A 25,465-nucleotide genomic window follows, 5' to 3' on the forward strand; every position below is an offset into this window, starting at 1 on the left:
GGCCGTCCCGCGTACGCGCGGGGCGGCCTCCGCCGTTTCCGGGGCCGCCGCCTACCGTGGGGGTCATGACCATCGTTGTGACCGGCTCGTCGGGGTTCCTCGGCTCGGCCCTCGTCCAGGCCCTGCGCGCGGACGGCGCCCGGGTCCTGCGGCTCGTACGGCGCGAGCCCACGGCGGCGGACGAGGCGTTCTGGGACCCGGAGCGCCACCTGCTCGACCCCTCCGTCCTTGAGGGCGCGGAGGCGGTCGTTCACCTCGCCGGAGCGGGCATCGCCGACCGCAGGTGGACGGATCCGTACAAGCAGGAGCTGGTCGACAGCCGCGTGATCGGCACGCACACGCTCGTCGAGGCGCTCGGCCTGCTCAAGAACAGGCCGCGGGTACTGCTGTCCGGCTCGGCGGTCGGCTACTACGGCGACACCGGGTCACGCGAGGTGGACGAGTCCGCGCCTCCGGGAGGCGGGTTCCTCGCCGACCTGGTGCGGGAGTGGGAGGAGGCGGCGGCCCCGGCCGAGCAGGAGGGCATCCGGCTCGTACGGCTCCGCACAGGCGTGGTGCTGAGCCGCCGCGGCGGGGCGCTGGCCAAGGTCCTGCCGCTCTTCAAGGTGGGCGCGGGCGCCGTCCTGGGCGGCGGCCGGCAGTACGTCCCGTGGATCTCGCTGCCCGACTGGCTGGACGCGGTGCGGTTCCTGCTGGCCAGTCCGGAGGTCTCCGGCCCGGTCAACCTCACCGCTCCCGAGCCGGTGACCAACGCCGAGTACACGAAGGCGATCGCGCGGGCGCTGCGCCGGCCGGTCATGCCCCTCAGCACGCCCGCGTTCGCGCTGCGCCTGGCGCTGGGCGAGTTCGCGGACGAGGGACTGCTGAAGGGGCAGCGCGCCGTCCCCCGCCGCCTGCGGGACGCCGGCCACCGGTTCTCGCATCCCACACTCAAAGAAGCGCTGGCCGCCGTACTCTAGTGACTTCCTGTTTCCGTTTTTGGGAGTGTCCGATGAGCCGCATGGGGCAGTCGCACATCGTCGCCATCGGTGGCGGATCTTTCCGGCAGACCGAGCGGTACGGCTTCATCGAGCCGACCGGGCTGCTGCGCTACGTCCTGGACCTGACCGGCCAGGACCGGCCCAAGCTGGGGCTCCTGGCCACCGCGACCGGGGACGACGCCGACTGGCTGCTGAAGATGTACGGGGCGTTCCGCGAGTGGGACGTCGAGGTCAGCCACCTGACGGTGTTCCCCATGCCGAACGTCGCCGAGCCGGGCGAGTGGATCCTGGAACAGGACGCGATCTACGTGAGCGGCGGCAGCGTGGCCAACCTGGCCGCGCTGTGGCGCCTGCACGGCCTGGACGAGGCGTTCGCCGAGGCGTGGCGCTCCGGGGTCGTGCTGTCCGGCCAGAGCGCGGGAGCCCTGTGCTGGCACGTGGGCGGCAACACTGATTCGTTCGGGCCGAAACTCCGGCCGTGGGCCGAGGGGCTGGGCTTCCTGCCGTACTCGTGCGGCGTCCACTACAACTCCGACTCGCAGCGCAGAGAGCTGCTGCACGCATCGGTGGCGTCGGGCGAGCTGCCCGACGGGTACGCCGCCGACGAGGGCGTCGGGCTGCACTATGTGGGCACCGAGTTCATCCAGGCCGTGACGGTCGACCCCCGCGGCTACGCGTACCGGATCGAAAAGGACGGTGCAGGCGGTGTCAAGGAGTTCCGTATCGAGCCGCGGCTGCTCACCTCTACCCTGGACGGGTGAACGAGCCGAGCATGATCCCGAGGTTGACCGGGCGGGAAGCCGTGAGCGCCGCATGACCGGGCTCGCGGTCGTCCGGCTGGGCGTCGACGTTCCGTACGAGCAGGTGTGGGGCCTCCAGCGCCGGGCGCACCGGCGGCGGGCGGCGAACGAGATCTCCGACCTGTGCCTGATGTTGGAGCACGCCCCGGTCTACACGGCGGGCAGCCGCACCCAGCCGCACGAGCGGCTCTCCGACGGCACCCCCGTCATCGACGTGGACCGCGGCGGGAAGCTCGCCTGGCACGGTCCCGGGCAGCTCGTGTGCTACCCCATCCTGCGGATCGCCGACGTCGCCGGGTACGTCCGGCTGATTGAGGACGTGCTGATCCAGATCTGCGCGGACTTCGGGGTGGTCGCGCGGCGGATCGCGGGCCAGGGCGGAGTGTGGGTCCCCGGAGACGCCGCGAGCGGCCTGCCCGACCGCCGGGTCGCCGCGATCGGCATCAGGGTGGCGGGTGGCGTCAGCATGCACGGATTCTCGCTCAACTGCGTCAACGACCTGAGTTGGTACAACCGCATCGTCGAGGGCGACGCGGGTGTGACCTCCCTGTCCGCCGAGACCGGCCGCCGCATCACGGTGGACGAGGTCATGCCGCTCGCCGAGAAGCGCCTCGCCGAGGCGCTCGGCACCGAGCCGTACGACATGTACGAGGAGGACCTCGCCTGACGGCACATCCGACGTCTGGTAATAAGCTGGACGGCGTGTCCGTTGCCCCTGATGGCCGTAAGCTCCTCCGCCTGGAGGTGCGCAACAGCCAGACCCCGATCGAGAAGAAGCCGCCGTGGATCAGGACCCGGTTGAAGACCGGGCCGGAGTACACCGAGCTTAAATCGCTGGTGCGGCGCGAGGGACTGCACACGGTCTGTGAGGAGGCCGGCTGTCCCAACATCTATGAGTGCTGGGAGGACCGGGAGGCCACCTTCCTCATTGGTGGCGACCAGTGCACCCGACGCTGCGATTTCTGCCAGATCGACACCGGCAAGCCCGCCGAGTACGACAAGGACGAGCCGCGCCGAGTGGCCGAGTCGGTCAAGCAGATGGGCCTGCGCTACGCCACCGTCACCGGTGTCGCCCGTGACGACCTGCCCGACGGCGGCGCCTGGCTGTACGCCGAGACCGCCCGCCAGATCCACGCGCAGCTCCCCGGCTGCGGTGTCGAGCTGCTGGTGCCCGACTTCAACGGGATCCAGGAACAGCTCGAGGAGGTCTTCTCCGCCAAGCCCGAGGTGTTCGCGCACAACATCGAGACCGTCCCGCGGATCTTCAAGCGGATCCGCCCCGCGTTCCGCTACGAGCGCTCCCTCGGAGTGATCACCGCGGCCCGCGAGGCCGGGATGGTCACCAAGTCCAACCTCATCCTCGGCATGGGCGAGGAGCGCGAGGAGATCACCCAGGCGCTGCGCGACCTCCACGAGGCGGGCTGCGACCTGGTGACGATCACCCAGTACCTCCGCCCGAGCCCCCGCCACCACCCCGTGGAGCGCTGGGTGAAGCCCGAGGAGTTCATCGAGCTGCAGCAAGAAGCCGAAGAGATCGGCTTCGCCGGCGTCATGTCCGGGCCGCTCGTCCGCTCCTCCTACCGGGCCGGCCGCCTCTACCAGCAGGCGATCGCGGCACGGCAGGCGCTCTAGAAACACCGTCCCGACCCGCCCTACGGCTCCTCCGGGAGCCGTACGGGCGGGTCTCGTTTTCATTAATTCACCCTGGGATTTGTATCCTGCAGAGCATGGCGAAAGACCCTGCGACTCCGGGACGGCTCAAGCAGATCCGGATGGTCGCCCAGTTCGTTAAACAGGCCAACCCCAAGGGCATGCCGATCGTCTACGGATCGGCGCTGGGCACCCTCGCCGTCTTCGTCGTCCTCGGTGTCCTCTTCGGCTGGACCTGGTACGTCTTCGGTGTGCTGGCCGCCATCCTGGTGGGCCTGATCGTGTTCAGCCGGCTGGCACAGCGCGCGCAGTTCAGCATGCTCCACGGCCAGCCCGGCGCGACCTACGCGATCCTCCAGGGCATGCGCGGCAACTGGTACGTCGAGGAGAAGCCGGTGGCGGTCAACCGCGAGCAGGACCTCGTGTTCCGCGTGGTCGGCCACCCCGGTGTGATTCTCGTCTCCGAGGGGCCGAGCAACCGCGTGCAGCGGATGCTGGTCGCGGAGAAGAAGCGGGTGCAGCGGGTCGCGATCGACGTCCCGGTGTACGACATCCAGTGCGGCGACGGCGAGGGTCAGGTGCCGCTGGCGAAGCTGCAGCGCCACCTGATGAAGCTCCCGCGCAACCTGAGGAAGCCGGTCGTCTCCGAGGTGAACAACCGGATGCGCGCGCTGACCCCGGCGATGCCGATGCCCAAGGGACCCATGCCGAAGAACGTCCGGATGCCGCGCGGCCCCAAGGGGCCCCGCTGAACCCCGGGGATCAGACGTGAGCGTCGCGAAGCGCCCGGTCACCCGGGCGGAGACCTCCCGGGCCAACCGCGGCTGGTGGGACGGCGCGGCGGACGAGTACCAGGCCGAGCACGGCGGCTTCCTGCGCGACGACGGGTTCATCTGGTGCCCGGAGGGCCTGGACGAGGCGGACGCCCGGCTGCTCGGTGACGTGTCCGGCCGCCGCATCCTTGAGGTGGGCTGCGGCGCCGGGCAGTGCGGCCGGTGGCTGCTCAGGCAGGGCGCGACCGTCGCGGCCGTGGACCTGTCGCACCGGCAGCTCCAGCACTCCCGCCGCATCGACGACGCGACCGGCCTCTCGCTGCCGGTCGCGCAGGCGGACGCGGAGGTCCTGCCGTTCCTGGCCGATTCCTTCGACCTGGCCTGCTCGGCGTTCGGGGCGCTGCCGTTCGTCGCGGACCCGGGCGCCGTGCTCGCCGAGGTGCGCCGGGTGCTGCGTCCCGGCGGGCAGTTCGTGTTCTCGGTCAGCCACCCGATCCGGTGGGCGTTCCCCGACGATCCCGGCCCGCGCGGGCTGACGGCGGACCGGTCCTACTTCGACCGCTCGCCGTACGTGGAGCTGGACGACGGCGGGGTGCCGTCCTATGTCGAGCACCACCGGACGCTGGGCGACTGGGTGGGCCTCATCGCCGGCGCCGGGTTCGTTCTGGCCGGGCTGGTCGAGCCGGAGTGGCCGGACGGCCACGAGGGCGTGTGGGGCGGCTGGAGCCCGCTGCGCGGCCGCCACTTCCCCGGCACCGCGATCTTCACCTGTCGGAATATCTAGCCGCCATGGCGTGGAAGACCTCCCGCGGCCGCCACCGCACCTCGTCGATCATGCTGACCACGCCGTACGAACCGAGGTCGGCGTCCCCGCGCCGCTCATAGCCGGCGAAGGTGAACCAGAACGCGCTGTCCACGCCTTCCGCCGCGAAGACGTCGAGCAGCTCGGTGAAGTACCGCACCTGCTCGGACTCGTCCGGCTCCGGCTGGTCCACCTGCTCGATCGCCCATGCCATGCCGCCTCGGTCGCCGGCCCCCTTGTAGGGGCAGGTGCCGAACTCGGTGACCGCGACCGGCTTGCCGTGCCGGAGATGTCCGCGGATCTCCTCGTGGAAGTTCGCCGCGTTGTAGGCGGCGCGGTAGGCGTCGACACCGACGATGTCGAACGGCGTCCAGTCGATGAACTCCCAGGGCGCCGACGCGTAGGTCACCCGTCCGCCGAACCGGGCGCGGGCACCGTCCGCGGCCTCGGCCAGGAAGGCGTTCAGCCGGGCGAGGGTCGGCCCCATCGACATCCAGTCCTCCGCGGTGAAGGACCCGAGGGCGGTCAGCCGGTCGTAGAGCGTCTCCCCCGGCAGGAAACCGGGCGCGAAGCCGCTGATCTCGCACCCCATGACGTAGACGACCTCGGCGCCCGCCGTACGCAGCCGCTCGGCGCGGGCGGCGCAGTCGGCGAAGAAGGGCCGCATCTCGTCGGTGGTCAGCTCGCAGGGGAACGGCGCGAACCAGACCTCCAGGCCCGCGTCGGCGGCGTGCTCGGCGGCCACGCTGAGCCGCTCCGGGTCCCCTCCGGACACGCGTACGGCGGTGCAGTGCAGCTCGTCCGCGATGACCCGCATCTCGCGCCGGACGACCTCGGGGTCGAAGTGCCGCCGGGAGGCGGCTCCGGGCAGGAAGCCGGTGTCGTAGTTGATGCCCACGGCTCTCATGTCGTCTCTTTCTCTCCGAGCCAGGCCAGCCCGTTCTCCAGCAGGTCGAAGGCGAGATCGACGTCGCCGCGCAGCAGCTGTCCGGCCTCGGCGGGCGGCATCCCGGCCGCGACGCGCTGGAAGAAGGTCTCCTGGAGTGTCAGGACGGCGGCGCTGATCTGCGCGGCCGCCAGTTCGGCCGCCAGTGCGGCGGGGTCGGCGCCGGGGGTGCCTGCCGGCGGCGGGTGATGTCCCGCGGCCCCCGGGGCCGCGTCGCTCCGCGGAGGGGTCCCGTCGCCGGCCTCGCACGGCGCGGACGATCCTTCGCCGGCCTCGCACGGCGTGGGCGAGCTTTCGCCGGTCTCGCACGGCGTGAGCGGTCGCCCGCCGGGCAGCAGGGCGCGGGCCAGGGCGCGCCGGCTGCCGTACTGGAGGCGGTTGACGGCGGCGGTGAGCGCGGGGCTGTCCACGATCACCTTCATCCGGGCGATCATTTCGTCCGCGTCGCCGATGGGCGCGGCGGCGAAGGCCAGCAGGTGCTCGCGCAGGGCGCGCAGCGGAGATCGGCCGGGCGGGCGGGCGATCACCACTCCGGCGAGGTCCTCCTCGACCGCGTGCAGGACGAGGGACTCCTTGGACGGGAAGTACTTGAACAGCGTCACCTTCGCGACGCCCGCCGCCTCGGCGATCTCGTTGACCGTGACCGCCTCGAACCCGCGCTCGGCGAACAACCGCATCGCCATGTCGCCGATCGCCTGCCGCGTGCGCCGCTTCTTGTCTTCTCTGAGACCGGCCATACCGGCACAATAAATGAACCGGGTTCAGAAGCAAACCCGGTTCATCTTTTAATCTGGCGTCGGAAGACCCGTTCAGAGGCGGACGACGACCGTGTTGGAGGCCCGATCATGCAGGCCGCGGCGGTCCCGGTCCCAGATCAGCGCGGGTACGGCGAGGCAGAGCAGGAAGGTCCGGATCAGTACGGCCAGGAAGGGGGGCCGACCGCCGTCGAGCGTGGCGACGCGCAGGCCGAACAGCCGCATGCCGAGCGTCATGCCGAGGGTGCCGAGGAGAAGGACGTTCTCCACCGCGAACACGGCGAGGCCGACCCAGCCGACGTCCGGGTTCTGCACGCGGAAGATGCCCCCGGCGATGGCCCAGGTGCAGAGCAGCCAGTCGACGAAGACGGCGCCGACGCGGCGCCCCCACCCGGTGACGGAACCGCTGCCTTCGGCCGGAAGGCCGAGGCGCTCGCCCGGATAGCCGAGGTCGAAGCCGGCCGACCGGACTCCCCCCATCCAGGTCTGGGTCCACCGGGGCTGCTGCTTGCTCATGACTCCACAGCGTATCCGCGCCTGTCACCGGTCTTCCGCTTGGAGGTCAAGACGACCATGATTAATCCCACCATCTCCCGAAATTTCAGCTATTGGAGTGAACTTTGCGCTCGGCGGACCCTGACGACATCGACGCGCGCTTCGAGGCGCTGGTCGCGCAGTTCGGCGAGGACGAGATCAAGCGGATGGAGGCGACGGCGGCGCGTCTCCCCCGCTCGGGGCGACGCCGTACACCGGTGATGATGCTGGCCATTCTGGGAGTGGTCGCTCTCGCGGGCGCGATCCTCAGCCTCCGGCCGGACCTGCTGGCCGGGGACACCGATCCGGCCCCGACGCCGCGCCCGCCCTCACCCGCGATCATGCGCCCGGCGAGGGAGGCGACCGACCCCCCGGTCACCGATCCGCCGGCCGACACGGGCACCCAGGCCGCCTCGACCGCGCCGGACGCCGTGCCGTCGTCCCGCCCCTGAAACCACCGCGACACCTCCGCTCCCAGAAGTCTCGATGAGCCGAATTTCCGCAGGCGCATCATCACACCGTGATATGCCGGGCCGATCGCAAAGATATTCGGTGAATGGGCAATTTCTGCACAGGAAATGCCGCCCCGAGCCCCGCCGCCCCCATGATGGAAAACGATCCGGCGCGTACGAGCGGTCGGGAACGGCACGCCCCATCGCATGGCGGCGCGCTCTGTCACGACCCGGCGGCGCCACGGGCGGATCCGGCCACGCATTGACGACCGAGGCACAACTACTGTCCTGACCTGCACAAACGCATGATCGGCCGCCGGTTCGCGGCTACCGCCCGAGCACGTTCCCATTAACACGGGCGAAACAAACGAGACATGGGGTGGAAACGGCCGGGACTTATTTTCGGGATGCTGGCCCATGCCCCTGGGAGGTTCAAGAGTGTTCAACTCTGCCGATGACGTCCTGAAGTTCATCCGGGACGAGGGTGTGCAGTTCGTCGACGTCAGGTTCACTGACCTGCCGGGGACGACGCACCACTTCACTTTCCCCGTCGAGAACTTCGGCCCCAATGTATTCACCGACGGCCTCATGTTCGACGGCTCATCGATCCGCGGTTTCCAGGCCATTCACGAGTCGGACATGCTGCTGCTGCCCGACCCGTCCACCGCCGTGCTCGACCCGTTCCGCGTCCACAAGACGCTGAACATCAACTTCTTCGTGCACGACCCGCTGACAGGTGAGGCCTACAGCCGCGACCCGCGCAACGTCGCCCGCAAGGCCGAGGAATACCTCAAGGGCACGGGCATCGCCGACACGGCCTACTTCGGCCCCGAGGCGGAGTTCTACATCTTCGACGACGTCCGCTTTGAGACCAAGGCGAACGCCGGTTACTACTTCATCGACTCGGTCGAGGGCGCCTGGAACACCGGCAAGGCCGCCGAGGGCGGGAACCTGGGCTACAAGCCCCGCTACAAGGGCGGCTACTTCCCCGTCCCGCCGATGGACCACTTCACCGACCTGCGCTCGCAGATGGTCCGCAACCTCATCGAGGCCGGCATCGAGACCGAGATGCAGCACCACGAGGTGGGCACCGCCGGCCAGGCCGAGATCGACTTCAAGTTCGGCACGCTGCTCAAGACCGCCGACAACCTGATGCTGTACAAGTACATCATCAAGAGCACGGCGCTCCAGCACGGGCACACCGTCACATTCATGCCCAAGCCGCTCTTTGGCGACAACGGCTCCGGCATGCACTGCCACCAGTCGCTGTGGAAGGACGGCGAGCCGCTCTTCTACGACGAGGTCGGCTACGCGGGCCTGTCCGACATCGCCCGCTACTACATCGGCGGCCTCCTCAAGCACGCCCCGTCGCTGCTCGCGTTCACCAACCCGACGGTGAACTCCTACCACCGCCTGGTCCCGGGCTACGAGGCCCCGGTCAACCTGGTGTACTCGCAGCGCAACCGGTCGGCGTGCGTGCGCATCCCGATCACCGGCTCGAACCCCAAGGCCAAGCGCCTGGAGTTCCGCGTGCCGGACCCGTCCTGCAACCCGTACTTCGCCTTCGCGGCGCAGTTGATGGCGGGGATCGACGGCATCCGCAACAAGATCGAGCCGCCGGAGCCGATCGACAAGGACCTCTACGAGCTTCCCCCGGAGGAGGCCCGCCAGGTCCCGCAGGTGCCGGGCTCGCTGCCGGAGGTGCTCGACGCCCTTGAGGCCGACCACGACTACCTGCTCGAAGGCGGCGTCTTCACGCCCGACCTGATCCAGACCTGGATCGCCTACAAGCGGGAGAACGAGATCGACCCGATCCGCCTCCGCCCGCACCCGCACGAGTTCGAGCTCTACTACGACTGCTGACCGGTGGCCGCGCGGTGAACTGGGTGTTCATCGCGCGGCTTCCGTCTGGTTCTGCCTCAGTTCCGTCCGGGCGACAAGTACCGCATCGATCGCGGCCCGTGTTGACTCATCGGAGTCGGGCCATTGCCGTACTGTTCACCCGGAAAGTGCACTCTCTTCTGCTTGGGGTTGATCTTCAGCAAATCGCATCCTTGCAGACCAGATGCACCTTCTCTAACTTTTGATCACCAAGAGCCCTTCGCGGGTGAATACCCGAGGTCAATGTAGCCGCGATCCTCGATTTGGGTCGTGCTCGCCCATGCCAGAGAACGCGAGCACATGCTCAGGCAGCGGCGGCCACGCCTGCCGACGGGCGCCGCGTTCTGAGGGAGTAGCGACACGCGCGTGAGCGCGAACCTTCCTACTTATCGTGCTGTCGGCGCACCATCTCGGTGATCCAGATGGGCGCGAACGGAGATGTGCAGCCCGGGGAAGTCGGGTAGTCCTTGAGCACCTCCAGGCGCTCACCGATGTCGATTGCACGGGCGCGGTGCTCGGCGTGCTCGATCCCGATCTGAGCCAGGCAGTGGTTCATCGCCCACTGCAGGCGATCCGGAGCGTCTTTCATCTCCGCCTCGATGACGTCGAGCAGTCCCGCGAGGTCGAGGCCCTCGGGCTTCTTCGTCACGCGTTCGGTGGTCAGCGCCCAGCCGGCACTCGCGACCACTGGATCCGGATCGGCGGACCAGGCCAGGCGCAGTTCTTCGGAGTGCGGGTTCTTTTTCACCACGTAGTTCACGAGCCAGTCGTGCACCTTGGGTATGCGCGCCTCGCGCATCATGACGTCCAACTCGTCACGCTCGAACGCCTTCGGGCGGCAGATCAGGATCGCCAGCAATCTCGCCGTGGTGTCATCCGTCTCCCAGAGCTGGCACGCGAGTTCCTGCTGAGTCTTCAGCCGCTTCGCGAGCGCGCGCAGCTTGCTGAGGTTCACACCGTGATCGTCACCGTGTTTCTCGTTCACCTCGCGTATCTTCGGGTCCTCGAGCTCGGCCAGCTCGGCCATCACCTCGGCCACCATCGTCTCGGTCAGCGTCGTCTCCGCCACCTCAGCCTCCTGTCCATCACGTGCGAGATTCAGCCTACGAGTCCAGTCCGGGTATTGCTTCGCGATCTGGACCGAGGGTGGACGGTCGAGGGGTAGAACACCCGTAGGGCAGGCTCCCCAGTTCCGTTCCAGTTCCGTCCGAGGCCGCAAAACGCCGGAAACCTGCGGGAGACGTTGAGAGCTGCATTGCCTGGTCAAGGCACTACTCGACGTGATCGGCGCAGGTCGGAAAGGGGTAGTTGAGAGTTCGAGCTCTACTGCGACTGCTGACCGGTGGCCGCGCGGTGAACCGGGTGTTCATCGCGCGGCTTCCGTGCCGCAAGTCGTAGAACCGAAAGCCCGCGGGAAGGTCTCCACCTTCCCGCGGGCTTTCGCATCGGGGCCTGTCGAGCCAACGCCTCTGTCTCTCTTCATAACGCCGTGGACATTCCCGGCGCGATCGTGTACCTGGCCCCTTGCTCCTCAGTAGGGTGCATACATGACGGAAGTGGGGAAAAGCCGACGGGCATTGCGGGCACCGAGTGAGCTGAACGATGTCTACGAGTTTCTGGACAAGGTTCGGCTCCGGCCAAGCATGTGGGTCTGGCGCGGTTCCCTACAGCACCTGTACTCGATGCTGGCCGGTTATGCGATCGCTCAGGAAATCCACGGCATCGATGAGTCGTTTGACTTCGACAACGACGGGCCCTTCGCGGAGTGGCTGTGGCCACGGCTGGGCATGTCGTATTCCAGCGCTTTGGGCTGGGCTGCGGAAATCGAAAACGCGGCCGAGAAGTCCAGCACCCCGGCGATGGAGCTCTTCTTCACCCTCCTGGATGAATTCCGCGCCGAACGCGATCACGCGCAAGATCCTTCAGCGAAGTAGCTCCCCCGCCCATCGGGACTGTGGTCGAACCGACCGTGGGGCCCCAGCCGCACAGCCGGCCGGTTCTGGAGAAGGGTTTCGCCGACTGGGCGGCGTAGGGGAAACCATTGTGGAAGGATCCCGGATTTTCGCGAATAGAAGGGTTCGTGGGATGACGCATCCGCCGCGCTCCTATCTACCGGCAATCCTGCTGGCGGCAGTGGCGTTGCCTGTCATGACATCTGGCTGCTCGGCGGTCGGCAGACTTACGGGCTTGGACTGCATAAACGATCCAACCGATTCAATGGCTGAGCGCGCCCAGAAGGAATCTATTTTGGACAAGATTCCGCCTGGCGCTCACGACGCTTCGGATGTGATGCCCTCGCTGGCGTGTACCGACGCCAACGGAATCGGTGAGGTTGACCGTCTCATCAGATTCGACGGAACGCCTTTCGACGTCGCCTCCTACTATGCCTCCGAAGCGAAGCTGTCAGGATGGCGAATGACGAAGGATGGCACTCGCGAGCTGAAAAGAAAGGTGGGAACAACCGAGTATTGGCCATCCGACACCTGTTACTCCAAAGATCTCGGCGGATTCGTTGCCGATCTTGTGGTGGCCTTTGATTATTGGTCAGGCGATGCAGCGGATAAGCCCTCACTGTCGCAATATTGGCTCCAGATATCCTTTTCCCCAACCGGCGGAAATTGCAAGAATGGGGTCGATATTGATTATTAGCCTCGGTCCTTCATGTGCCCAGCAGGACAGGAGGTGGCGCTGCGACATAGCGGCGGACCCTAGGTTCGTAAGCTCGTCATGGCCTGCTGACGGAAGTCCGGTCCGGGTAGTACGGCGGCCGCAGCTCGTGATCCGGCCCCCACGTTCATGATCGCCCGACAGCGCCGGCCGAGTGGCTAGGCTGAACTTCATGATCCTGCGCCATGTGACCGTCGACAGTGCCGATCCTTATGAGCTCGCGAAGTTCTGGAGTGCCGTAACCGGATGGCCGGTGTCCGATGAGGACGCGCCGGGCGACTCCGAGGTCCTCGTCGAGGCTCCCTCGCCCGTGCCCGGGATGCTGTTCATTCAGGTGCCCGAGGGCAAGACGGTGAAGAACCGGATCCATTTCGACTGGATGCCCACCGAGCGGACCCGCGACGAGGAGGTGGAGCGCATCATCACCTTGGGCGCGAAACTGTACGAGGATCACCGCACCGCCGAAGGGCTCGGCTGGGTCACATTGCTCGACCCCGAGGGCAACGAATTCTGCGTTGAGCGGAGCACGGCCGAACGTGGCCTCTGATACGCCGTAGATCGCCGACTTTCCTCCGCCCCGCTCCGATAGCCGATGCCGTCGAAGACGGCGGGTACGCGGCCGGCGGGGCGATGTGCAGGTGTTTCGATCAGCACGAGGTTCGTCAACCGCATACGGTGCGCTTGCATGACCAGCGAGCCGACTACGCGTAGAAGGGCCGCGTCATCGGCGGCGAAGCGCCCCCATGATCTGCTCCCCTGACGAGGCAGTGCGCGCCGGGCGAACGCCGAGCGACTGCTCGCGACAACCGGGCACGGCGCCCCGCGATGCCGGCGGCGACCCCGTGGGCGCTCTGCGGTGGGGGCGACGGTAGACGGGATGAACAGGGGACGGGCGTGGGCTGGAGCGCCGTCCAATCCTTCACATGGTCATCCGGCTGTCCCACCCCATTCGGTTCGCAAATACCGTCACCGGGAAGGATTCGCCAGGCACTGCTGGAAACGCGGATCCTCTCTGTCAAATGGCGCGCCCTCGTAGCCGCGCCTTCCGTCGGCTTTGGAGGACTCGCCGGAATATCCCTTCGGCGCCAGGCCCTTTCGAACGAAGCATGCGGCGCGAAGGTCATCCACGTCGACGTTGTTCGGATTGGTCACGATCCCCGTATAGAGGGTCTCGATCAAGAACGTGGTCCCGCGCCGGCACACGACGTGCGCCGCGTCGTGGTTCGGGCTCGTCGGAGTTTCCACATAGGTGTAATAGCCGTAGCCGCTGTCGACCGCCTCGAGGCCGAGACCGCGCGCCTTCATGCACGAGACGTACTGGCGCACGGCCTCGTCGTACTCTGTCCGCGTTATCTTGCGATCCGCGAGCACCTGCTTCTCGAAATCCGACACCGCCTGTTTCTGTGCGCGTTCGAAATCCTCGGCATACGGTTCCCCTGGACGCGCCTCCCCGGAACAGGAGACCGCGACGAGGGCCCCGACCACGAGTGCCAGCACAGCCCGCACCGAGCCGCTCACCGTCCGGCGGATCAAACTACGCATCCGTGCCAACGCCTCCACGGGTCAAGGGTCAGCGAGCAACCTCGTGCGCCACTACGATCAGAACTTGATCCAGCTGGTCCAGTGCTTGCCGGGATCGCCGGAATTCGCCACGTAGTACCGCGCGTAGTTGCCGATCAGAGTGCCGTCTGATGCCGTAACGTTGGAGTCCTTCCCCTGCGGCCCGTAGTAGGACCTCGGCACCCCCGCGTAGTACCGGTCGATTCGGGCCTGAGTCGAGAAACACCCCCCCATGTACGAACTTGTGGACGTCGAGGTCTTGGTGGCCCCTCCACCGCAGCTCGGGTAGAGCACCACCGCCGAGGCGGATTCCGGCAGGGCGATTGTGATGGCGGCCAGTATCCCTGCCGTCAGGCCCACGCTCATGAAGGTCTTGCGGGTTAATCCGGTCACGTTTCCTTCTCCTGTTCCTGTGGCATCTCATGGATTTCGGGACGACTCGGTCGTCGGGCAGTCGACTATGTGAAGTAGAACCGCGAATACGTCCTCAAAACAGTCGTACGGCCATACTGTGCACCATCGGTCAAGCAGTGTGCGTTCGCAGTCAATGCGTCGCCGGTCAACGCCTCATGGTCAACCGTCGATACTCGGTGGGCGAAACGCCGTAGGCGGCCCGGAAGGCGCGGCTGAAGTGGGCGGCGCTGATGAAGCCCCAGCGGGTCGCGATGGCGTTCACGGACCGCTGAGCCAGTAACGGGTTGGCGAGGTCACGGTGGCAACGTTCGAGCCGCCGTGTGCGTATCCAGCCCGCCACCGTCTCGCCCTGCGCCTGCATGACCTTGTACAGCTGGCGGACCGAAATGTGGTGCGCCGCGGCGATCATCGCGGGCGACAGCCCGGTGTCGCCGAGTTGCCTCTCAACGAACGCCTGGATGCGCAGGAAGAGGGCCGTGTGCCGCCCATCGCGGCTGTCCGGCGAGGGAACGTCGAGCCGATCGACCAGTACGGTGGACAGCCCGATCATCGTGCGGCCGCCGGTACGCGACGAACTCATCGAAAACCCCTTTCTTCGCGACGGGAAACGGCATTTGACTTTCATCGACCAAGCATGCGGGCGATGTTGCACATCGGTTTGAAGTTAATCTCCGAAATGCCGACACGGGACCGGCACTTCGGCCCGCCACGCCGAATTCAGGGAACCAGCGGAAACAAGTACCGACGAATTAATAGATAGCCGATCCAAGGAAATCGTGCACCCTATAAGCTGCGAGGGTGCCGCGGCGGCCGCTCTTCCTTTACGTTCGGCCCGTTGCCGTGCCACCGATCCGCGTCCGTCCGCATGGCTTAACGCCGAATTTCGGATTCCGCCACCCGCCGACCAAGCGCTGTGCCACCGCCGCGCGCAGGGGAAACGCTCACAGCAGTTGCTCCAGGGAACGCTTCATCGGCAGGAAGCCCGAGGCCTCGTAGAACGAGCGTGCTTCGTCGTTGAAATCCCAGACCTCGGTGACGAGGCGGCGGCAGCCGGCCGCCCGTCCCGCCTCTCGAACGGCATCGAGCAGGGCGGTCGCGGCTCCGCGCCGTGTCGCCTCCGGCGCCACCGCGAGCTGGTTCAGAACCATGAACGCTTCAGGCTGCAGGAACGCGCTGGGGGCACGCTGATGGAGCGCCGCGGTCGCGTATCCGACGCATCCGCTCCCCGCGAGCTCGGCGACGAAGCCCCAGACGGATGCGCGACCGAGTTGCTCTCTGTAGATCGGCGCCAGCTCCTCCAGCGGCGGCTGCTCGTTGTAGATGTCCGGCCGATGCCGCGCGTGCAGATCGTGCACGTGGCGGTTCATCTCGGCGAGTAGGGCGGCATCCTCGGGAAACGCTCGACGCACTGTCAGGGCTGTCATCGTGTGGCTCCGCTCGCGCTGGTGACAAGGAGTGTGACTCTAGATCAAGACGGAACGAAGAACACCGAATCAAATCCGGCGAACCATCACCGCAGTGCGGTCTCGTCACGTCCAGCCCGAGCGCCGGGCGGAAGGCCGGTGAAATCGACGACGGCGGGGGCGCCCGCACCACAGATATGACGAACGGAGACCACTGCGGCTCCGTATGACCGCCTGTGACGGGAGGCGTATCGATGTCCTTTGGCCCGCGTAGGCAGGTCCGTTCCAGACGGCTGCCCCGCCGATTATGACGTCGCTCCGACCGCGCCGTACGGCAGGCGATCGGAGCGTAAGGCGATGCCTGCCCCCCGACGAAACAAATGCTGCGAAGTATGCTCAACGGCGATTGATCAACGCGTGACGACGGGAGCGACCATGCCCGAGACCATCGAGTCGGCGGAGTTCGTGGAGGTCACCTCGGAGGCCGAGCTCCGCGAGTTGCTGGGGGCACCGATGCCGAGGGCGATCACCAAGGAGCGCGTGCGGCTGCACGAGCGCGACCGGGAGTGGCTGGCGACCTCTCCGTTCTGTCTGGTCGCCACAGCCGACGCGGACGGGGCCTGCGACGTCTCCCCGAAGGGCGATCCCGCCGGGTTCACGCTCGTCCTGGACGACACCACGATCGCGATCCCCGAACGGCCCGGCAACCGCAGGGCGGACGGCTTCCTCAACGTGCTGTCCAACCCGCACGTCGGCCTCATCTACCTCGTCCCGGGCCGGAACGAGACGCTCCGCATCAACGGCAGGGCCCGCCTGGTCCGCGAGGCGCCGTTCTTCGACCGGATGGTCATCAAGGGGCACCGGCCGAGTTTCGCCCTCGTCGTCGAGATCGAGCAGATCTTCTTCCACTGCGCCAAGGCGTTCCTCCGCTCCGAGCTGTGGAAGCCGGAGACGTGGAACCCCGACGCCCTGCCGTCGCAGGCGCGCATCGTGAAGAGCCTCCAGCCCACGGAGGAGACGCTGGAGGAGCTGGAGCGCTACTACGGACCCGAGTACGCCACCCGCCTCTACCAGTCCGCCCGCCCCACCACCAAGTGATCGCCGGGCCCGGTCTCCGCGTTCCGCGAAGAGCCCCGGGGCAGCGCCGCCCGTGATCTCGGCCGGGGAGATGCCGTACGGCCGGGGAGGAAGACCGCCCCGGCCGTCCCGCCCAGGGCGGCGGAGCGTGGGGTCGTACGGGCCACGCCGTTCCAGGCCGGGGGCGTGGCCGGGCGGCCGGATATAACGGTTGGACACCCGGGTCGCGCGCCTGAAGGATGCCAGCCATGACACGCACCGACATGCCCTCGTCCTTCGACGAACGCGCCATGCTGACGACCTTCCTCGACTACGCGCGTGCCACCGTCCACGCGAAATGTGAGGGGCTCTCGGACGAGAACGCCCGCAAGGCCCCCCTCCCCGGGTCGCCGCTCATGACGATCTCCGGCCTGGTCAGCCATCTGCGCTGGGGGGTCGAGTACTTCTGGATGCAGGTCGTGTTCCTCGGCGAGGAGGACCAGGGACCGTGGACGGATGAGGACCCCGACCGCGAGATGCGGATCGGCCTCGACGTCCCCCTGGCAGAGCTGCTGGCCGACTACGAGGCCCAGTGCGACCGCTTCCGGAAGCTGGTGGCGTCCCTCGATCTCGGCACCGTGGCGAAGCGCAAGATCCGGGGCGACAAAGAGGTGGAGCTGCGCTGGATCATCATGCATCTGATCGAGGAGACCGCTCGCCACAACGGGCACATCGACGTCCTCAGGGAGATGGCCGACGGCGTCACCGGCGTCTGACGCCGCCGCACCACGCCGATCACGCTGCCGAGATGGTCCGCCGCGGCGGAGAGCCCTACTCCTCCGCGGCTGCCAGGCCGGTCAATGCCGGTTTCCTGTGTTCACGGATGAACGCGAGCACGGCCACCGAGCCCGTCGCGGCGACCGCGGCGGCGACGAAGAGAGCCGAGCGCAGGCCGTCGACCGTGGCGGCGCGGAGCGCCTCACCGGTCAGGCCGGCAGTGTCGTGGCCGGCCACGACCACCAGGATGGCCAGGCCCGCGCCGGCGCCCGCCTGCAGGACGGTGGAGGAGAGGCCCGAGACCGCACCCTGCTCGTGCGGGGCCACACCGGTCGAGGCCACGATGAACATGGTGGCGAACGACAGGCCCGCGCCCAGGCCGAAGCCGACGACCCTGGCCAGCAGACCGAGATAGGACCCGCTGACGGACAGGCTCGCCGCCAGCACCGCCGTACCGGCCGCACCCACGACCAGGCTGAGCACCAGCGTGCGGTACGTCCCGAGGCGCGGGATCAGCCGCTCGGCGGCCAGATTGCCCACCGTGATGGCCAGGGTCGGCCCGAGGAAGGCCAGGCCCAACCGCAGGGCGTCGTAGCCGAGCACGTCCTGGAAGTGCAGCGTGAGGAAGTACGGCACGCACTGCAAGGTCAGTCCGTAGAGCAGGATGGCGCCGGCGCCGACGCTCGTGTGCCGGTTGGCCAGCAGCCGCAGCGGCAACAGCGGGTTTCGGCTGCGCGCCTCGATCGCGAAGAATCCGGCGAGCGACGCGGCGCCCGCCGCGAAGGACCCGAGGACGCCCGGGGAGGCCCAGCCCCAGTCGGCACCGTGCGCGATGGCGAGCACGAGCACCGTGATCCCCACGGTGCCGGTGAGCGCGCCGGGCAGGTCGAGCCCGCCCGGCCTCCGCGCGCCGTCCGGCGTCAGTACGGCGAACGCGGCGGCGGCGCCGGCCACGGTCAGCGGCACGTTCACGAAGAAGACCGCCTCCCAGCCGAAGGCACTGGTGAGCACTCCGCCGAGCAGCGCGCCCAGGCTGAGACCGGCGGCGCCGCACACGGCCCACACGGTCATCGCCCGGTTGCGCGCGGGCCCCTCGTCGAACATGGTGACGACCAGCGAGAGGGTCGCGGGCATCAGCACCGCGCCGCCGATCCCCTGCAGCGCCCGTGCGCAGATCAGGAGCCCCGGGGAGGTGGCCAGCCCGCCGAGCAGCGAGGCCACGCCGTACAGCAGCATGCCGCAGACGAACATCCGCCGTCTGCCCACCAGATCGGACAGCCGGCCGCCGAGCAGCAGGAAGCCGCCGAAGGGAACCGCGTACGCGCTGACCACCCATTGCAGCGCGTACGGAGAGAAGCCCACGTCACGCGCGATCCACGGCAGCGCGACGTAGACGACGGTGAAGTCCAGGGCGGTGATCAGGCTGCCCAGGCCGAGAAGGACAAGAGGGAACGCGTATCGCATGCCGGACAGCCTGGTGGCGCCTCCGGAGGCCGGCCAGCTCCGCGTTTTGACTACTCAAAGATTGCCTATGCTGGGGCGGACATGGATCGCGCGGTTGAGTTGAACGAGTTCCTCAAGTCCCGCCGGGCGCGGCTGCGGCCGGACGACGTCGGCCTGCCGTATCGGGGCAACGGAGCGCGGCGGGTGCGCGGGCTGCGCCGTGAGGAGCTGGCGCTGCTCGCCGGGGTGAGCGTGACCCACTACACGCGGCTGGAGCAGGGCCGCGGTCAGAACGTCTCGGCGGAGGTGCTGGACGCCATCGCCGGGGCGCTGCGGCTCTCCGGAGACGAGCGGGCATACCTGCACGCGCTGGCCCGCCCGGCGCGCGGGAGTCAGGAGGTCACGTCGGCCCCGCTCAGGCCGGGGCTGCGGCGGCTGCTGGACTCCCTGGTGCTGACGCCGGCCCTCGTCCTCGGGCGGCACGCCGACGTGGTCGGCTGGAACACGCCGGCCGCCGCGGTCTTCGCCGACTTCGCCGCGCTGCCCGAAGAGCGCAGGACCATCGGCCACCTGATCTTTCTGGACGAGGAGATCCGGCGCATGCACGGCGAGGGCTGGACGCGGCTGGCCCGCGAGCACGTCGCCCAGCTCCGGGTCCTGGCCGTACGTCACCCGAAGAGCCCGCAGATCATGGCGCAGGTGGACGCGATCTGCAGGGAAAGTCCGGAGTTCCGCCGTCTGTGGCACGAGCACCACGTGGCCGTCGCGACGCACTGGGACTATGTGCTCGACCACCCCGTCGTGGGCGAGCTGCGGCTGTCCGCCGAGCTGGTCGCCCTGCCCGGCGATCCGGAACTGCAGGGGATGGACCTGTTCGCCGCCGAACCCGGTTCGGAGTCGGAGGACAAGCTGCGGCGCCTGGTCGCCACGACCACGCGCCGGCCGTCCCCGCGCTAGCTCTCCACGCGAAGCCGGGGTCCGCGCGGCCCTCACATCGCGATGCGGCGGCGTACGGCGGCGGAGAGCAGGTCCACACCGATGACGAGCACGAGCACGATCAGCAGGTGCGTGGCCATCTGGTCGAACCGGAAGAGCTTGATCGACTGGTTGACCAGGAAGCCGATCCCTCCGGCGCCGACGAGCCCGAGCACCAGCGACGAGCGCACGTTGACGTCGAACCGGTAGAGCAGCAGCCCGATGAACTGCGGCACGACCGCGGGCAGGATCGCGTGCGCCACGACCTGGACGCCGCCCGCGCCGTTGGTGCGCAGCGCGTCGCGGGGGCCGAGGTCGATCTCCTCCATCGCCTCCGACCACAGCTTGCCCATCACGCCGGTGTTGTGGAAGATCAGCGCGAGGACGCCGGCGAACGGTCCCAGCCCGACGGCGGTCACGAAGATCAGCGCGAATACGACGTCCGGCACCGCCCGCAGGAACGACAGCAGCGACCGGGCCGCCTGGTAGACCCACCGGTTCGGCGTGGTGGTCCGGGCGCCGAGCACGGCGAGGACGAGCGCGAACGGCACCGAGAACGTGGTGCCGAGCAAGCCGATGTAGAGCGTGACGAGCGCCGCCCGGATCCCGGACCCCAGCACCGGCCAGGACAGGTCCGGAGGGATCGCCTCGCCGACGAAGTCGGCCATCCCGTGCCAGCCCCGTACGAGCTCGGCCGGGGAGAAGCCGGTCCCCTGCCAGGCCAGGACGTGGAGCGCGACGAGCACGGTGACGACGGCCGCTCCGAGCGCCGAGGGCGAGCGGCGGCGGGACGGCGGGGCCGGCACCGCTCCTCTCCGCCCGCCCGGGTTGCCCGCCGTCTCCGCGACGGCGACCAGGCCGCTCCCCCTGCCCGGCGTGCGGTGGTCGCGGGGTGTGTCCCAGGTCATGACGCCCCCTCCCCGGCGGCGTAGAGGTCATCGAGATCGCGGTCCGAGAGGTGCGCGGGCGCGGTGTCGAACGCGAGCCGGCCGCGCGCGAGCCCCACCACCCGGTCCGCGTAGCGCCGCGCCAACTCCGGCTGGTGCAGCACGGCCGCGACGGCGAGGCCCTGGCCGCGGGCCAGGTCGGACAGCAGTTCCAGGACCTGCGTGGCGGCGGCCGGGTCGAGGGCGGCGACGGGTTCGTCCGCGAGCACGACGTCGGCGCGCTGGCACAGCGCGCGGGCGATCGCGACGCGTTGCTGCTGCCCGCCGGAGAGCCGGCCCACCGTGTCACCCGCCCGGTCGGCGAGGCCGACCCGGTGCAGGCACTCCATCGCCTCCTCGCGCAGCTCGCGGGGGAACAGCGCGGGAACGAGCGAGTGCCGCAACGGCAGCCGCCCGAGCGCCCCGGCGCAGACGTTGTCGAGCACGGTCCGGCGCTGGACCAGGTGGATCTTCTGGAAGATCATCGCGGCTCTGCTGCGCCGCCGGGCGAGTTCCCGCCCGGACAGCCCGACGATCTCTTCGCCGTGGAGCCGGATCGACCCGCCGTCGGGCTGCTCCAGCCCGACCACGCAACGCAGCGCGGTGGACTTGCCCGAGCCGTTCGCCCCCAGCAGCACGACCAGCCCGCTCGCGGGGATCCGCAGGTCGAGCCCGGCCAGCACGGTACGGCCCGGGAAGGACTTCCGCAGCCCGGTGATGGCCAGCGACGGCACGGCCTCGGGGGACGGCCTGTCGGCGACGGCGGTGCCGCCCGTTGAACGTCCCGGCGACACGCTCATACGTCCTTCTCACTCAGGCCGAGCGCGGCGGCCAGCTCGAACAACGGCCGGTAGGTGTCCTGGGTGACCTCGGCGAGCGGGCCGGGCGGGTCCACGTCCAGGAAGGCGCCGACCTTGGCGACGTCGCCGGGGTCGAGGCCGAGCAGCGCGTCCTTCAGGGCGGTGCGGAAGGCCGGGTCGAGCGTGCCCGCCACGGTGATCGGGTCGTTCGGGATCGGGTCGGACGTCCAGATCTTCCGGTAGCGGGAGGGGTCGAACGTGCCGGCGGCCTGCGCGACGGCGAGCTGCTGGCTGTTGATCTCGGCCGCGTCCACCTTGCCGTTGGTCAGCGCGAGCAGCGCCTCGGGGTGCCCTCCGGCGTAGTCGATCTTCACGTCCGCCTCGGCGACGCCGGCCGTCTTCAGGGCGTAGCGCGGCAGCGCGTCGCCGGAGGTCGATCCGGTGCTGCCGAGGGCGAGAGTGCGGCCCTTCAGATCGGCGATGGACGTGATCGGCGAGTCCTTGGGCACCCAGATCCCGGCGGTGTACGTGGTCAGCCGGCCGGAGGCGTCGGCGAAGGAGACCAGGGCCTGTGCCCCGGCCTTCTGGCTGGCGAAGACGTAGCCGAGCGGGCCGAACTGCGCGATGTCGAGCTTCCCGTTGCGCATGGCGAGCACCTCGGCCGAGTAGTCGTCCACGACCTGCAGCTCGACCGGGCAGTTCAGCTTCTTCTCCAGCGCCGAGGCGAGGACCTCGTACGCGGGCTTGAGCTTGGCCGGGTCCTCGTACGGCTCGATGCCGAACCGGACCTTGCCCTCCGGGCAGGTGGCCGAGGCGGAGCCGGCGGCTCCGGTGGCCGTGCCCGTGTCTGTGCCGCCGCAGGCGGCGAGGGCGAGACAGAGGGATGAGACCGCCGTGACGAACGCGATGGGCCGCTTGGCGCGCATCCGATTCTCCTTCAGCTTTCGACGAGTACGCGGTGGGGGTGACCGGACCGGATCAGCCGGGCCGGTCGGATGAGAGGGCCTCGGCCGGAGCCGGCCGAGTCGGGTGATCTGGAAGGGGATCTGGAGGGGGATCTAGGCGAGCAGGTCGTCGAGGACGCGCGGGGCGAGCCCGAGCGCGGTCGTCATGCCGACGCCGGAGGTGACCGCGACCGCCCGAACACCGGGAAGGGGGGCCTCGACGAGGAAGTCGCGGTCGGGCGAGGCGGCGTAGACGCCGCGCCACCGCTCGACCACCCGCAGCGGTCCGGTCCCGAGGAGCCGGGCCGCCTGGGCGAGCACCGCCTCGTCGAGGACCTCGACGTTGAACGGGTCGAGCGTGCGGCCGTACACGTGCGTGTCACCGAGGGTGAGGTCGCCGTCCGGCCGCTGGGTGAGCATCAGGTTCAGCCCGGCGGCGACCAGGTCGGGGTGCTCGGCCTCCAGCCGCGCGCGTACGGCGGACAGGGCCGGGCAGCCCCCGAAGCCCCGGTAGCGCAGCAGCGAGAAGCCGCTGAAGACGGCCGGATCGACGGCGCGGTCCCACGGCGCGCGCACCCGCAGCATCTGCAGGGCGCAGCGCTCCACCTTCGCCTCGTCGGCGAGGTCGGGGAAGTGCCGGTCCAGGTCGTGGCCGGCGGCCAGCACGACCGCGGTGGCCGCCACATCGCCCCGGGCGGTGCGGACCAGCCCCTGCTCGATCGTCAGCGCCGCGGTCCCCCACAGGAAGCGCACGCCCTGAGCCGCCAGCCAGGACGCGAGGGCGTGGACGGCCTCGCGGGGATTGACCCGGATGTCCAGCGGCAGCCACGCCCCTCCGACGGCGTCCGGGCCGACCGGAACGCGGGCCTCGACGTCGGCGCGATCGAGCAGCCGCACCTGGTCGCCGCGCCGGTCGCGGAACTCCTCGAGCACGGCGCGCTCGTCGTCGGCGCGGGCGACCACCACGGTGCCGCACTCGCGCGCCCAGAAACCGGCCTCCTTCGCCAGCCGGATCCACGCGGCGCGGGCATCCAGGGCGTATTCGAGCGCCGGGCCGTCCTGGGCCGTGACACATCCGTGGCCGAAGTTCCGCACCGAGGCTCCGACCGCGTGTTCGTCCCGTTCGACGACCACGACGGACAGGCCACGGCGGACGGCGTCCACGGCGTGGGCGAGGCCGACGATCCCCGCGCCGACGATGACGATGTCGGCGCGTTCCCGTGGCCTCGCAAGCAGCGGTGCACTTGTCATGACAAGTAAGGTGGCCGACTCCTCCGACGCTCGTCAACACGTCCAAGCGAGTTGTCGCACCTTGTTCGCCTTCTATTAACCTCGCAGGTCAGAGGGATTATCGAGCGGCCGAACCCGCTTGCGTCGACGACGTCGAGATGTATAGTCAACTGCCGTGGAGCAGGCAATTCACGAGCGCATCGCCGACGACCTACGGCGCCGCATCGCCGGCGGCGAACTCTCCGTCGGCGCGGCGCTGCCATCGGAGTCCCAACTGTGCGAGCAGTGGTCGGTCTCGCGCGGTCCCGTACGCCAGGCACTGAGCGCGCTGCGCGCCGAGGGGCTCGTCGGCGGCGGCCGCGGACGCCCGCCGGTCGTGCGCACGGGCCAGGTGTCGCAGCCGTTCGAGACGTTCCTGTCGTTCTCGCTGTGGGCGCGCGGCCTCGGCCGTACGCCCGGCCAGCGCACGGTGGAGATCGCGCGGCGGCCCGCGCGGCCCGAGGTGGCCGACGCGTTGGCCATCGACGAGGGCGACCCGGTCGTCGAGCTGCTGCGGCTGCGGCTGCTGGACGGCTGGCCGACGATGGTGGAGCGCACCGCCTTCGTCGAGCCGGTGGGCCGTCTGCTCTTCGACTTCGACACCGACTCGGGGTCGGTCTACGCCTACCTCGCGGAGCGCGGGGTCGATCTCTCCGTCGCCCGGCACGTCTTCGACGCGGTCGCCGCCGACGAGACGGACGCCTCGCTCCTCGACGTCCCGCCGGGCGCGCCGCTGCTGCGCGAGCGCCGGAGGGCCGGCAGCGCGGCGGGCGAGCCGTACGAGTACTCCGACGACCGTTACCGGCCGGACGTCGTCACCTTCACCATCGAGAACGCCCAGCGGGCCCGCCCCTCGGTCGGCCGCACCTGGCGGCCGGGCCGTGACGACGACATGCGACCCGCACCTGCTGAGGAGGAACCGTCTTGACGATCGAACTCGTGGTCCTGGACATGGCCGGCACGACCGTGGAAGAGCACGGCGCCGTGTACCAGGCGCTGGCCGAGGCCGTCACCGCCGCCGGGGGCCGCCCCACCGAGGCCGACATCCAGCGCTGGATGGGCGCGAGCAAGCGCGAGGCGATCACGCGCCTGCTCGCCGAGAGCACCGGGCACGACCCGGACGAGGCGACGGTGGACGCCGCCTTCGCCGACTTCCGCGCCCGGCTGGACAAGGCGTACCGCGACCGGCCGCCCACTCCCCTGCCCGGCGTCCCGGAGGCCCTGGCCCGCATCCGCGCGGCCGGTGTCAAGGTGGCGCTGACGACCGGATTCGACCGCGAGGTCACCACCGCGCTGCTCGCCACCCTCGGCTGGCGGGTCGCGCCCGGCGCGGCCCCGGTGGACGGCGCGGTGGACGTCGCGGACGGTGTGGTGATCGACGCGTCGGTCTGCGTGGACGACGTGCCCACCGGCCGTCCCGCCCCCTACATGATCTTCCGGGCGATGGAGGCGACGGGTGTCTGGGATGTCGCGCGGGTCGCCGTGGCGGGCGACACCGTACGCGACCTCCAGGCCGGGACGAACGCGGGGGCCCGCCTCGTCGTCGGCGTGCTGACGGGGAAGCTGGACGCCGTCGGCCTGGGCGCGGAGCGGCACACCCACCTGCTGCCCGGCGTGGCCGACCTGCCCGAACTGCTCACGCTGTAGGGCCTCCGCCG

The 25,465-nt window shown here is 69.3% G+C and carries 29 protein-coding genes; 16 read left to right on the forward strand and 13 right to left on the reverse strand.

The annotated features are described in order from the left end of the window. The first annotated feature begins 65 nt into the window (after nucleotides 1–65). From ACQP1V_RS31095 to ACQP1V_RS31120, 6 genes are all read left to right on the forward strand, one after another. Nucleotides 66–959 (forward strand): TIGR01777 family oxidoreductase, encoded by an 894-nt coding sequence (locus ACQP1V_RS31095; RefSeq protein ID WP_433413543.1) that lies wholly within the window; start codon nucleotides 66–68, stop codon nucleotides 957–959. A gap of 32 nt (nucleotides 960–991) precedes the next feature. After that, nucleotides 992–1,741, forward strand: a complete 750-nt coding sequence (locus ACQP1V_RS31100) for a Type 1 glutamine amidotransferase-like domain-containing protein (protein ID WP_433413544.1) — start codon at nucleotides 992–994, stop codon at nucleotides 1,739–1,741. A gap of 52 nt (nucleotides 1,742–1,793) precedes the next feature. Beyond that, entirely contained in the window at nucleotides 1,794–2,447 is a 654-nt protein-coding gene (gene lipB / locus ACQP1V_RS31105; RefSeq protein ID WP_387408667.1) for a lipoyl(octanoyl) transferase LipB, read from the forward strand. Between the two features lie 35 nt (nucleotides 2,448–2,482). Further along, a complete protein-coding gene (gene lipA / locus ACQP1V_RS31110) occupies nucleotides 2,483–3,412 on the forward strand; it encodes a lipoyl synthase (protein WP_067128030.1) in 930 nt (309 codons plus the stop codon). A gap of 95 nt (nucleotides 3,413–3,507) precedes the next feature. Further along, complete coding sequence (locus ACQP1V_RS31115) at nucleotides 3,508–4,182, forward strand: DUF4191 domain-containing protein (protein WP_387408665.1); 675 nt, start codon at nucleotides 3,508–3,510, stop codon at nucleotides 4,180–4,182. Nucleotides 4,183–4,198: 16 nt separating this feature from the next. Beyond that, nucleotides 4,199–4,987, forward strand: a complete 789-nt coding sequence (locus ACQP1V_RS31120; protein ID WP_433413545.1) for a class I SAM-dependent methyltransferase — start codon at nucleotides 4,199–4,201, stop codon at nucleotides 4,985–4,987. On the opposite strand, the gene ACQP1V_RS31125 is transcribed toward ACQP1V_RS31120, so the two are convergent. From ACQP1V_RS31125 to ACQP1V_RS31135, 3 genes are all read right to left on the reverse strand, one after another. Continuing rightward, nucleotides 4,968–5,912: a hypothetical protein gene (locus ACQP1V_RS31125; RefSeq protein ID WP_433413546.1), complete on the reverse strand. Its 945-nt coding sequence runs from the start codon at nucleotides 5,910–5,912 to the stop codon at nucleotides 4,968–4,970. The two genes, ACQP1V_RS31120 and ACQP1V_RS31125, sit on opposite strands and share 20 nt — an antisense overlap. After that, complete coding sequence (locus ACQP1V_RS31130; protein WP_433413547.1) at nucleotides 5,909–6,688, reverse strand: TetR/AcrR family transcriptional regulator; 780 nt, start codon at nucleotides 6,686–6,688, stop codon at nucleotides 5,909–5,911. Before ACQP1V_RS31130 ends, ACQP1V_RS31125 begins: the two co-directional genes overlap by 4 nt. Before the next feature lie 72 nt (nucleotides 6,689–6,760). After that, nucleotides 6,761–7,222: an RDD family protein gene (locus ACQP1V_RS31135; protein WP_433413548.1), complete on the reverse strand. Its 462-nt coding sequence runs from the start codon at nucleotides 7,220–7,222 to the stop codon at nucleotides 6,761–6,763. 104 nt (nucleotides 7,223–7,326) lie between these two features. On the opposite strand from ACQP1V_RS31135, the gene ACQP1V_RS31140 reads away from it, so the two are divergent. Continuing rightward, nucleotides 7,327–7,692: a hypothetical protein gene (locus tag ACQP1V_RS31140; RefSeq protein ID WP_433413549.1), complete on the forward strand. Its 366-nt coding sequence runs from the start codon at nucleotides 7,327–7,329 to the stop codon at nucleotides 7,690–7,692. A gap of 438 nt (nucleotides 7,693–8,130) precedes the next feature. Next, nucleotides 8,131–9,555: a type I glutamate--ammonia ligase gene (gene glnA, locus ACQP1V_RS31145; RefSeq protein ID WP_387408659.1), complete on the forward strand. Its 1,425-nt coding sequence runs from the start codon at nucleotides 8,131–8,133 to the stop codon at nucleotides 9,553–9,555. A 400-nt stretch (nucleotides 9,556–9,955) separates the two neighbouring features. Here glnA and ACQP1V_RS31150 read toward each other — a convergent pair whose 3' ends face one another. Further along, complete coding sequence (locus ACQP1V_RS31150) at nucleotides 9,956–10,600, reverse strand: DNA alkylation repair protein (RefSeq protein ID WP_433426016.1); 645 nt, start codon at nucleotides 10,598–10,600, stop codon at nucleotides 9,956–9,958. Between the two features lie 520 nt (nucleotides 10,601–11,120). On the opposite strand from ACQP1V_RS31150, the gene ACQP1V_RS31155 reads away from it, so the two are divergent. From ACQP1V_RS31155 to ACQP1V_RS31165, 3 genes are all read left to right on the forward strand, one after another. Then, nucleotides 11,121–11,507, forward strand: coding sequence for a hypothetical protein (locus ACQP1V_RS31155; RefSeq protein WP_433413550.1), 387 nt, complete (start codon nucleotides 11,121–11,123; stop codon nucleotides 11,505–11,507). A gap of 151 nt (nucleotides 11,508–11,658) precedes the next feature. Next, nucleotides 11,659–12,222, forward strand: a complete 564-nt coding sequence (locus ACQP1V_RS31160; RefSeq protein WP_433413551.1) for a hypothetical protein — start codon at nucleotides 11,659–11,661, stop codon at nucleotides 12,220–12,222. A 190-nt stretch (nucleotides 12,223–12,412) separates the two neighbouring features. Next, nucleotides 12,413–12,787 (forward strand): VOC family protein, encoded by a 375-nt coding sequence (locus tag ACQP1V_RS31165; protein ID WP_433413552.1) that lies wholly within the window; start codon nucleotides 12,413–12,415, stop codon nucleotides 12,785–12,787. Between the two features lie 419 nt (nucleotides 12,788–13,206). On the opposite strand, the gene ACQP1V_RS31170 is transcribed toward ACQP1V_RS31165, so the two are convergent. From ACQP1V_RS31170 to ACQP1V_RS31185, 4 genes are all read right to left on the reverse strand, one after another. Further along, the gene (locus tag ACQP1V_RS31170) at nucleotides 13,207–13,800 is read right to left on the reverse strand and encodes a hypothetical protein (protein ID WP_433413553.1); all 594 of its coding nucleotides are present in this window, start codon (nucleotides 13,798–13,800) and stop codon (nucleotides 13,207–13,209) included. Nucleotides 13,801–13,839: 39 nt separating this feature from the next. Further along, nucleotides 13,840–14,193, reverse strand: coding sequence for a hypothetical protein (locus ACQP1V_RS31175; RefSeq protein WP_433413554.1), 354 nt, complete (start codon nucleotides 14,191–14,193; stop codon nucleotides 13,840–13,842). Nucleotides 14,194–14,359: 166 nt separating this feature from the next. Then, nucleotides 14,360–14,839 (reverse strand): helix-turn-helix domain-containing protein, encoded by a 480-nt coding sequence (locus ACQP1V_RS31180; protein ID WP_433413555.1) that lies wholly within the window; start codon nucleotides 14,837–14,839, stop codon nucleotides 14,360–14,362. A gap of 316 nt (nucleotides 14,840–15,155) precedes the next feature. Beyond that, entirely contained in the window at nucleotides 15,156–15,581 is a 426-nt protein-coding gene (locus ACQP1V_RS31185; protein WP_433413556.1) for an N-acetyltransferase family protein, read from the reverse strand. A 471-nt stretch (nucleotides 15,582–16,052) separates the two neighbouring features. On the opposite strand from ACQP1V_RS31185, the gene ACQP1V_RS31190 reads away from it, so the two are divergent. Together ACQP1V_RS31190 and ACQP1V_RS31195 are read left to right on the forward strand one after the other, a co-directional pair. Beyond that, the gene (locus tag ACQP1V_RS31190; protein ID WP_433413557.1) at nucleotides 16,053–16,715 is read left to right on the forward strand and encodes a pyridoxamine 5'-phosphate oxidase family protein; all 663 of its coding nucleotides are present in this window, start codon (nucleotides 16,053–16,055) and stop codon (nucleotides 16,713–16,715) included. A gap of 227 nt (nucleotides 16,716–16,942) precedes the next feature. Continuing rightward, entirely contained in the window at nucleotides 16,943–17,449 is a 507-nt protein-coding gene (locus tag ACQP1V_RS31195; protein WP_433413558.1) for a DinB family protein, read from the forward strand. A 55-nt stretch (nucleotides 17,450–17,504) separates the two neighbouring features. Here the strand turns inward: ACQP1V_RS31195 and ACQP1V_RS31200 are convergent, their stop codons facing one another. Next, entirely contained in the window at nucleotides 17,505–18,914 is a 1,410-nt protein-coding gene (locus ACQP1V_RS31200; RefSeq protein WP_433413559.1) for an MFS transporter, read from the reverse strand. 81 nt (nucleotides 18,915–18,995) lie between these two features. On the opposite strand from ACQP1V_RS31200, the gene ACQP1V_RS31205 reads away from it, so the two are divergent. Beyond that, entirely contained in the window at nucleotides 18,996–19,850 is an 855-nt protein-coding gene (locus tag ACQP1V_RS31205) for a helix-turn-helix domain-containing protein (RefSeq protein ID WP_433413561.1), read from the forward strand. Nucleotides 19,851–19,882: 32 nt separating this feature from the next. On the opposite strand, the gene phnE is transcribed toward ACQP1V_RS31205, so the two are convergent. The 4 genes from phnE to ACQP1V_RS31225 all read right to left on the reverse strand — a co-directional run bounded on the left by phnE (nucleotide 19,883) and on the right by ACQP1V_RS31225 (nucleotide 23,789). Beyond that, nucleotides 19,883–20,776, reverse strand: a complete 894-nt coding sequence (phnE, locus tag ACQP1V_RS31210) for a phosphonate ABC transporter, permease protein PhnE (RefSeq protein WP_433413562.1) — start codon at nucleotides 20,774–20,776, stop codon at nucleotides 19,883–19,885. Continuing rightward, nucleotides 20,773–21,594, reverse strand: a complete 822-nt coding sequence (locus tag ACQP1V_RS31215; protein WP_433413563.1) for a phosphonate ABC transporter ATP-binding protein — start codon at nucleotides 21,592–21,594, stop codon at nucleotides 20,773–20,775. The genes phnE and ACQP1V_RS31215 overlap by 4 nt, the downstream gene beginning before the upstream one ends. Further along, nucleotides 21,591–22,520 carry a phosphate/phosphite/phosphonate ABC transporter substrate-binding protein gene (locus ACQP1V_RS31220; RefSeq protein WP_433413565.1) on the reverse strand — a complete coding sequence of 310 codons (930 nt, stop codon included), beginning with the start codon at nucleotides 22,518–22,520 and terminating at the stop codon, nucleotides 21,591–21,593. Before ACQP1V_RS31220 ends, ACQP1V_RS31215 begins: the two co-directional genes overlap by 4 nt. 132 nt (nucleotides 22,521–22,652) lie before the next feature. Beyond that, complete coding sequence (locus tag ACQP1V_RS31225; protein ID WP_433413566.1) at nucleotides 22,653–23,789, reverse strand: TIGR03364 family FAD-dependent oxidoreductase; 1,137 nt, start codon at nucleotides 23,787–23,789, stop codon at nucleotides 22,653–22,655. Nucleotides 23,790–23,943: 154 nt separating this feature from the next. On the opposite strand from ACQP1V_RS31225, the gene ACQP1V_RS31230 reads away from it, so the two are divergent. Then, nucleotides 23,944–24,735, forward strand: coding sequence for a GntR family transcriptional regulator (locus ACQP1V_RS31230; RefSeq protein WP_433413567.1), 792 nt, complete (start codon nucleotides 23,944–23,946; stop codon nucleotides 24,733–24,735). Further along, a complete protein-coding gene (locus ACQP1V_RS31235) occupies nucleotides 24,732–25,454 on the forward strand; it encodes a phosphonatase-like hydrolase (RefSeq protein ID WP_433413568.1) in 723 nt (240 codons plus the stop codon). Before ACQP1V_RS31230 ends, ACQP1V_RS31235 begins: the two co-directional genes overlap by 4 nt. The last annotated feature ends 11 nt before the right edge of the window (nucleotides 25,455–25,465 follow it).

It is taken from the genome of Microtetraspora malaysiensis (genome assembly GCF_050947145.1).
Classification (GTDB): Bacteria; Actinomycetota; Actinomycetes; order Streptosporangiales; family Streptosporangiaceae; genus Microtetraspora_A; species Microtetraspora_A malaysiensis.

What these genes read in the sequence shown, in the direction of transcription:
- ACQP1V_RS31205 (WP_433413561.1), top strand. Translation starts at nt 18,996, where the DNA reads ATGGATCGCGCGGTTGAGTTGAACGAGTTCCTCAAGTCCCGCCGGGCG.
- ACQP1V_RS31135 (WP_433413548.1), bottom strand. Translation starts at nt 7,222, where the DNA reads ATGAGCAAGCAGCAGCCCCGGTGGACCCAGACCTGGATGGGGGGAGTC.
- ACQP1V_RS31185 (WP_433413556.1), bottom strand. Translation starts at nt 15,581, where the DNA reads ATGAACCGCCACGTGCACGATCTGCACGCGCGGCATCGGCCGGACATC.
- ACQP1V_RS31150 (WP_433426016.1), bottom strand. Translation starts at nt 10,600, where the DNA reads ATGGCCGAGCTGGCCGAGCTCGAGGACCCGAAGATACGCGAGGTGAAC.
- ACQP1V_RS31155 (WP_433413550.1), top strand. Translation starts at nt 11,121, where the DNA reads ATGACGGAAGTGGGGAAAAGCCGACGGGCATTGCGGGCACCGAGTGAG.
- ACQP1V_RS31115 (WP_387408665.1), top strand. Translation starts at nt 3,508, where the DNA reads ATGGCGAAAGACCCTGCGACTCCGGGACGGCTCAAGCAGATCCGGATG.
- ACQP1V_RS31225 (WP_433413566.1), bottom strand. Translation starts at nt 23,789, where the DNA reads ATGACAAGTGCACCGCTGCTTGCGAGGCCACGGGAACGCGCCGACATC.
- ACQP1V_RS31200 (WP_433413559.1), bottom strand. Translation starts at nt 18,914, where the DNA reads ATGCGATACGCGTTCCCTCTTGTCCTTCTCGGCCTGGGCAGCCTGATC.
- ACQP1V_RS31220 (WP_433413565.1), bottom strand. Translation starts at nt 22,520, where the DNA reads ATGCGCGCCAAGCGGCCCATCGCGTTCGTCACGGCGGTCTCATCCCTC.
- ACQP1V_RS31125 (WP_433413546.1), bottom strand. Translation starts at nt 5,912, where the DNA reads ATGAGAGCCGTGGGCATCAACTACGACACCGGCTTCCTGCCCGGAGCC.
- ACQP1V_RS31165 (WP_433413552.1), top strand. Translation starts at nt 12,413, where the DNA reads ATGATCCTGCGCCATGTGACCGTCGACAGTGCCGATCCTTATGAGCTC.
- ACQP1V_RS31180 (WP_433413555.1), bottom strand. Translation starts at nt 14,839, where the DNA reads ATGAAAGTCAAATGCCGTTTCCCGTCGCGAAGAAAGGGGTTTTCGATG.
- lipB (WP_387408667.1), top strand. Translation starts at nt 1,794, where the DNA reads ATGACCGGGCTCGCGGTCGTCCGGCTGGGCGTCGACGTTCCGTACGAG.
- ACQP1V_RS31160 (WP_433413551.1), top strand. Translation starts at nt 11,659, where the DNA reads ATGACGCATCCGCCGCGCTCCTATCTACCGGCAATCCTGCTGGCGGCA.
- ACQP1V_RS31100 (WP_433413544.1), top strand. Translation starts at nt 992, where the DNA reads ATGAGCCGCATGGGGCAGTCGCACATCGTCGCCATCGGTGGCGGATCT.
- ACQP1V_RS31190 (WP_433413557.1), top strand. Translation starts at nt 16,053, where the DNA reads ATGCCCGAGACCATCGAGTCGGCGGAGTTCGTGGAGGTCACCTCGGAG.
- phnE (WP_433413562.1), bottom strand. Translation starts at nt 20,776, where the DNA reads ATGACCTGGGACACACCCCGCGACCACCGCACGCCGGGCAGGGGGAGC.
- ACQP1V_RS31095 (WP_433413543.1), top strand. Translation starts at nt 66, where the DNA reads ATGACCATCGTTGTGACCGGCTCGTCGGGGTTCCTCGGCTCGGCCCTC.
- ACQP1V_RS31215 (WP_433413563.1), bottom strand. Translation starts at nt 21,594, where the DNA reads ATGAGCGTGTCGCCGGGACGTTCAACGGGCGGCACCGCCGTCGCCGAC.
- ACQP1V_RS31195 (WP_433413558.1), top strand. Translation starts at nt 16,943, where the DNA reads ATGACACGCACCGACATGCCCTCGTCCTTCGACGAACGCGCCATGCTG.
- ACQP1V_RS31130 (WP_433413547.1), bottom strand. Translation starts at nt 6,688, where the DNA reads ATGGCCGGTCTCAGAGAAGACAAGAAGCGGCGCACGCGGCAGGCGATC.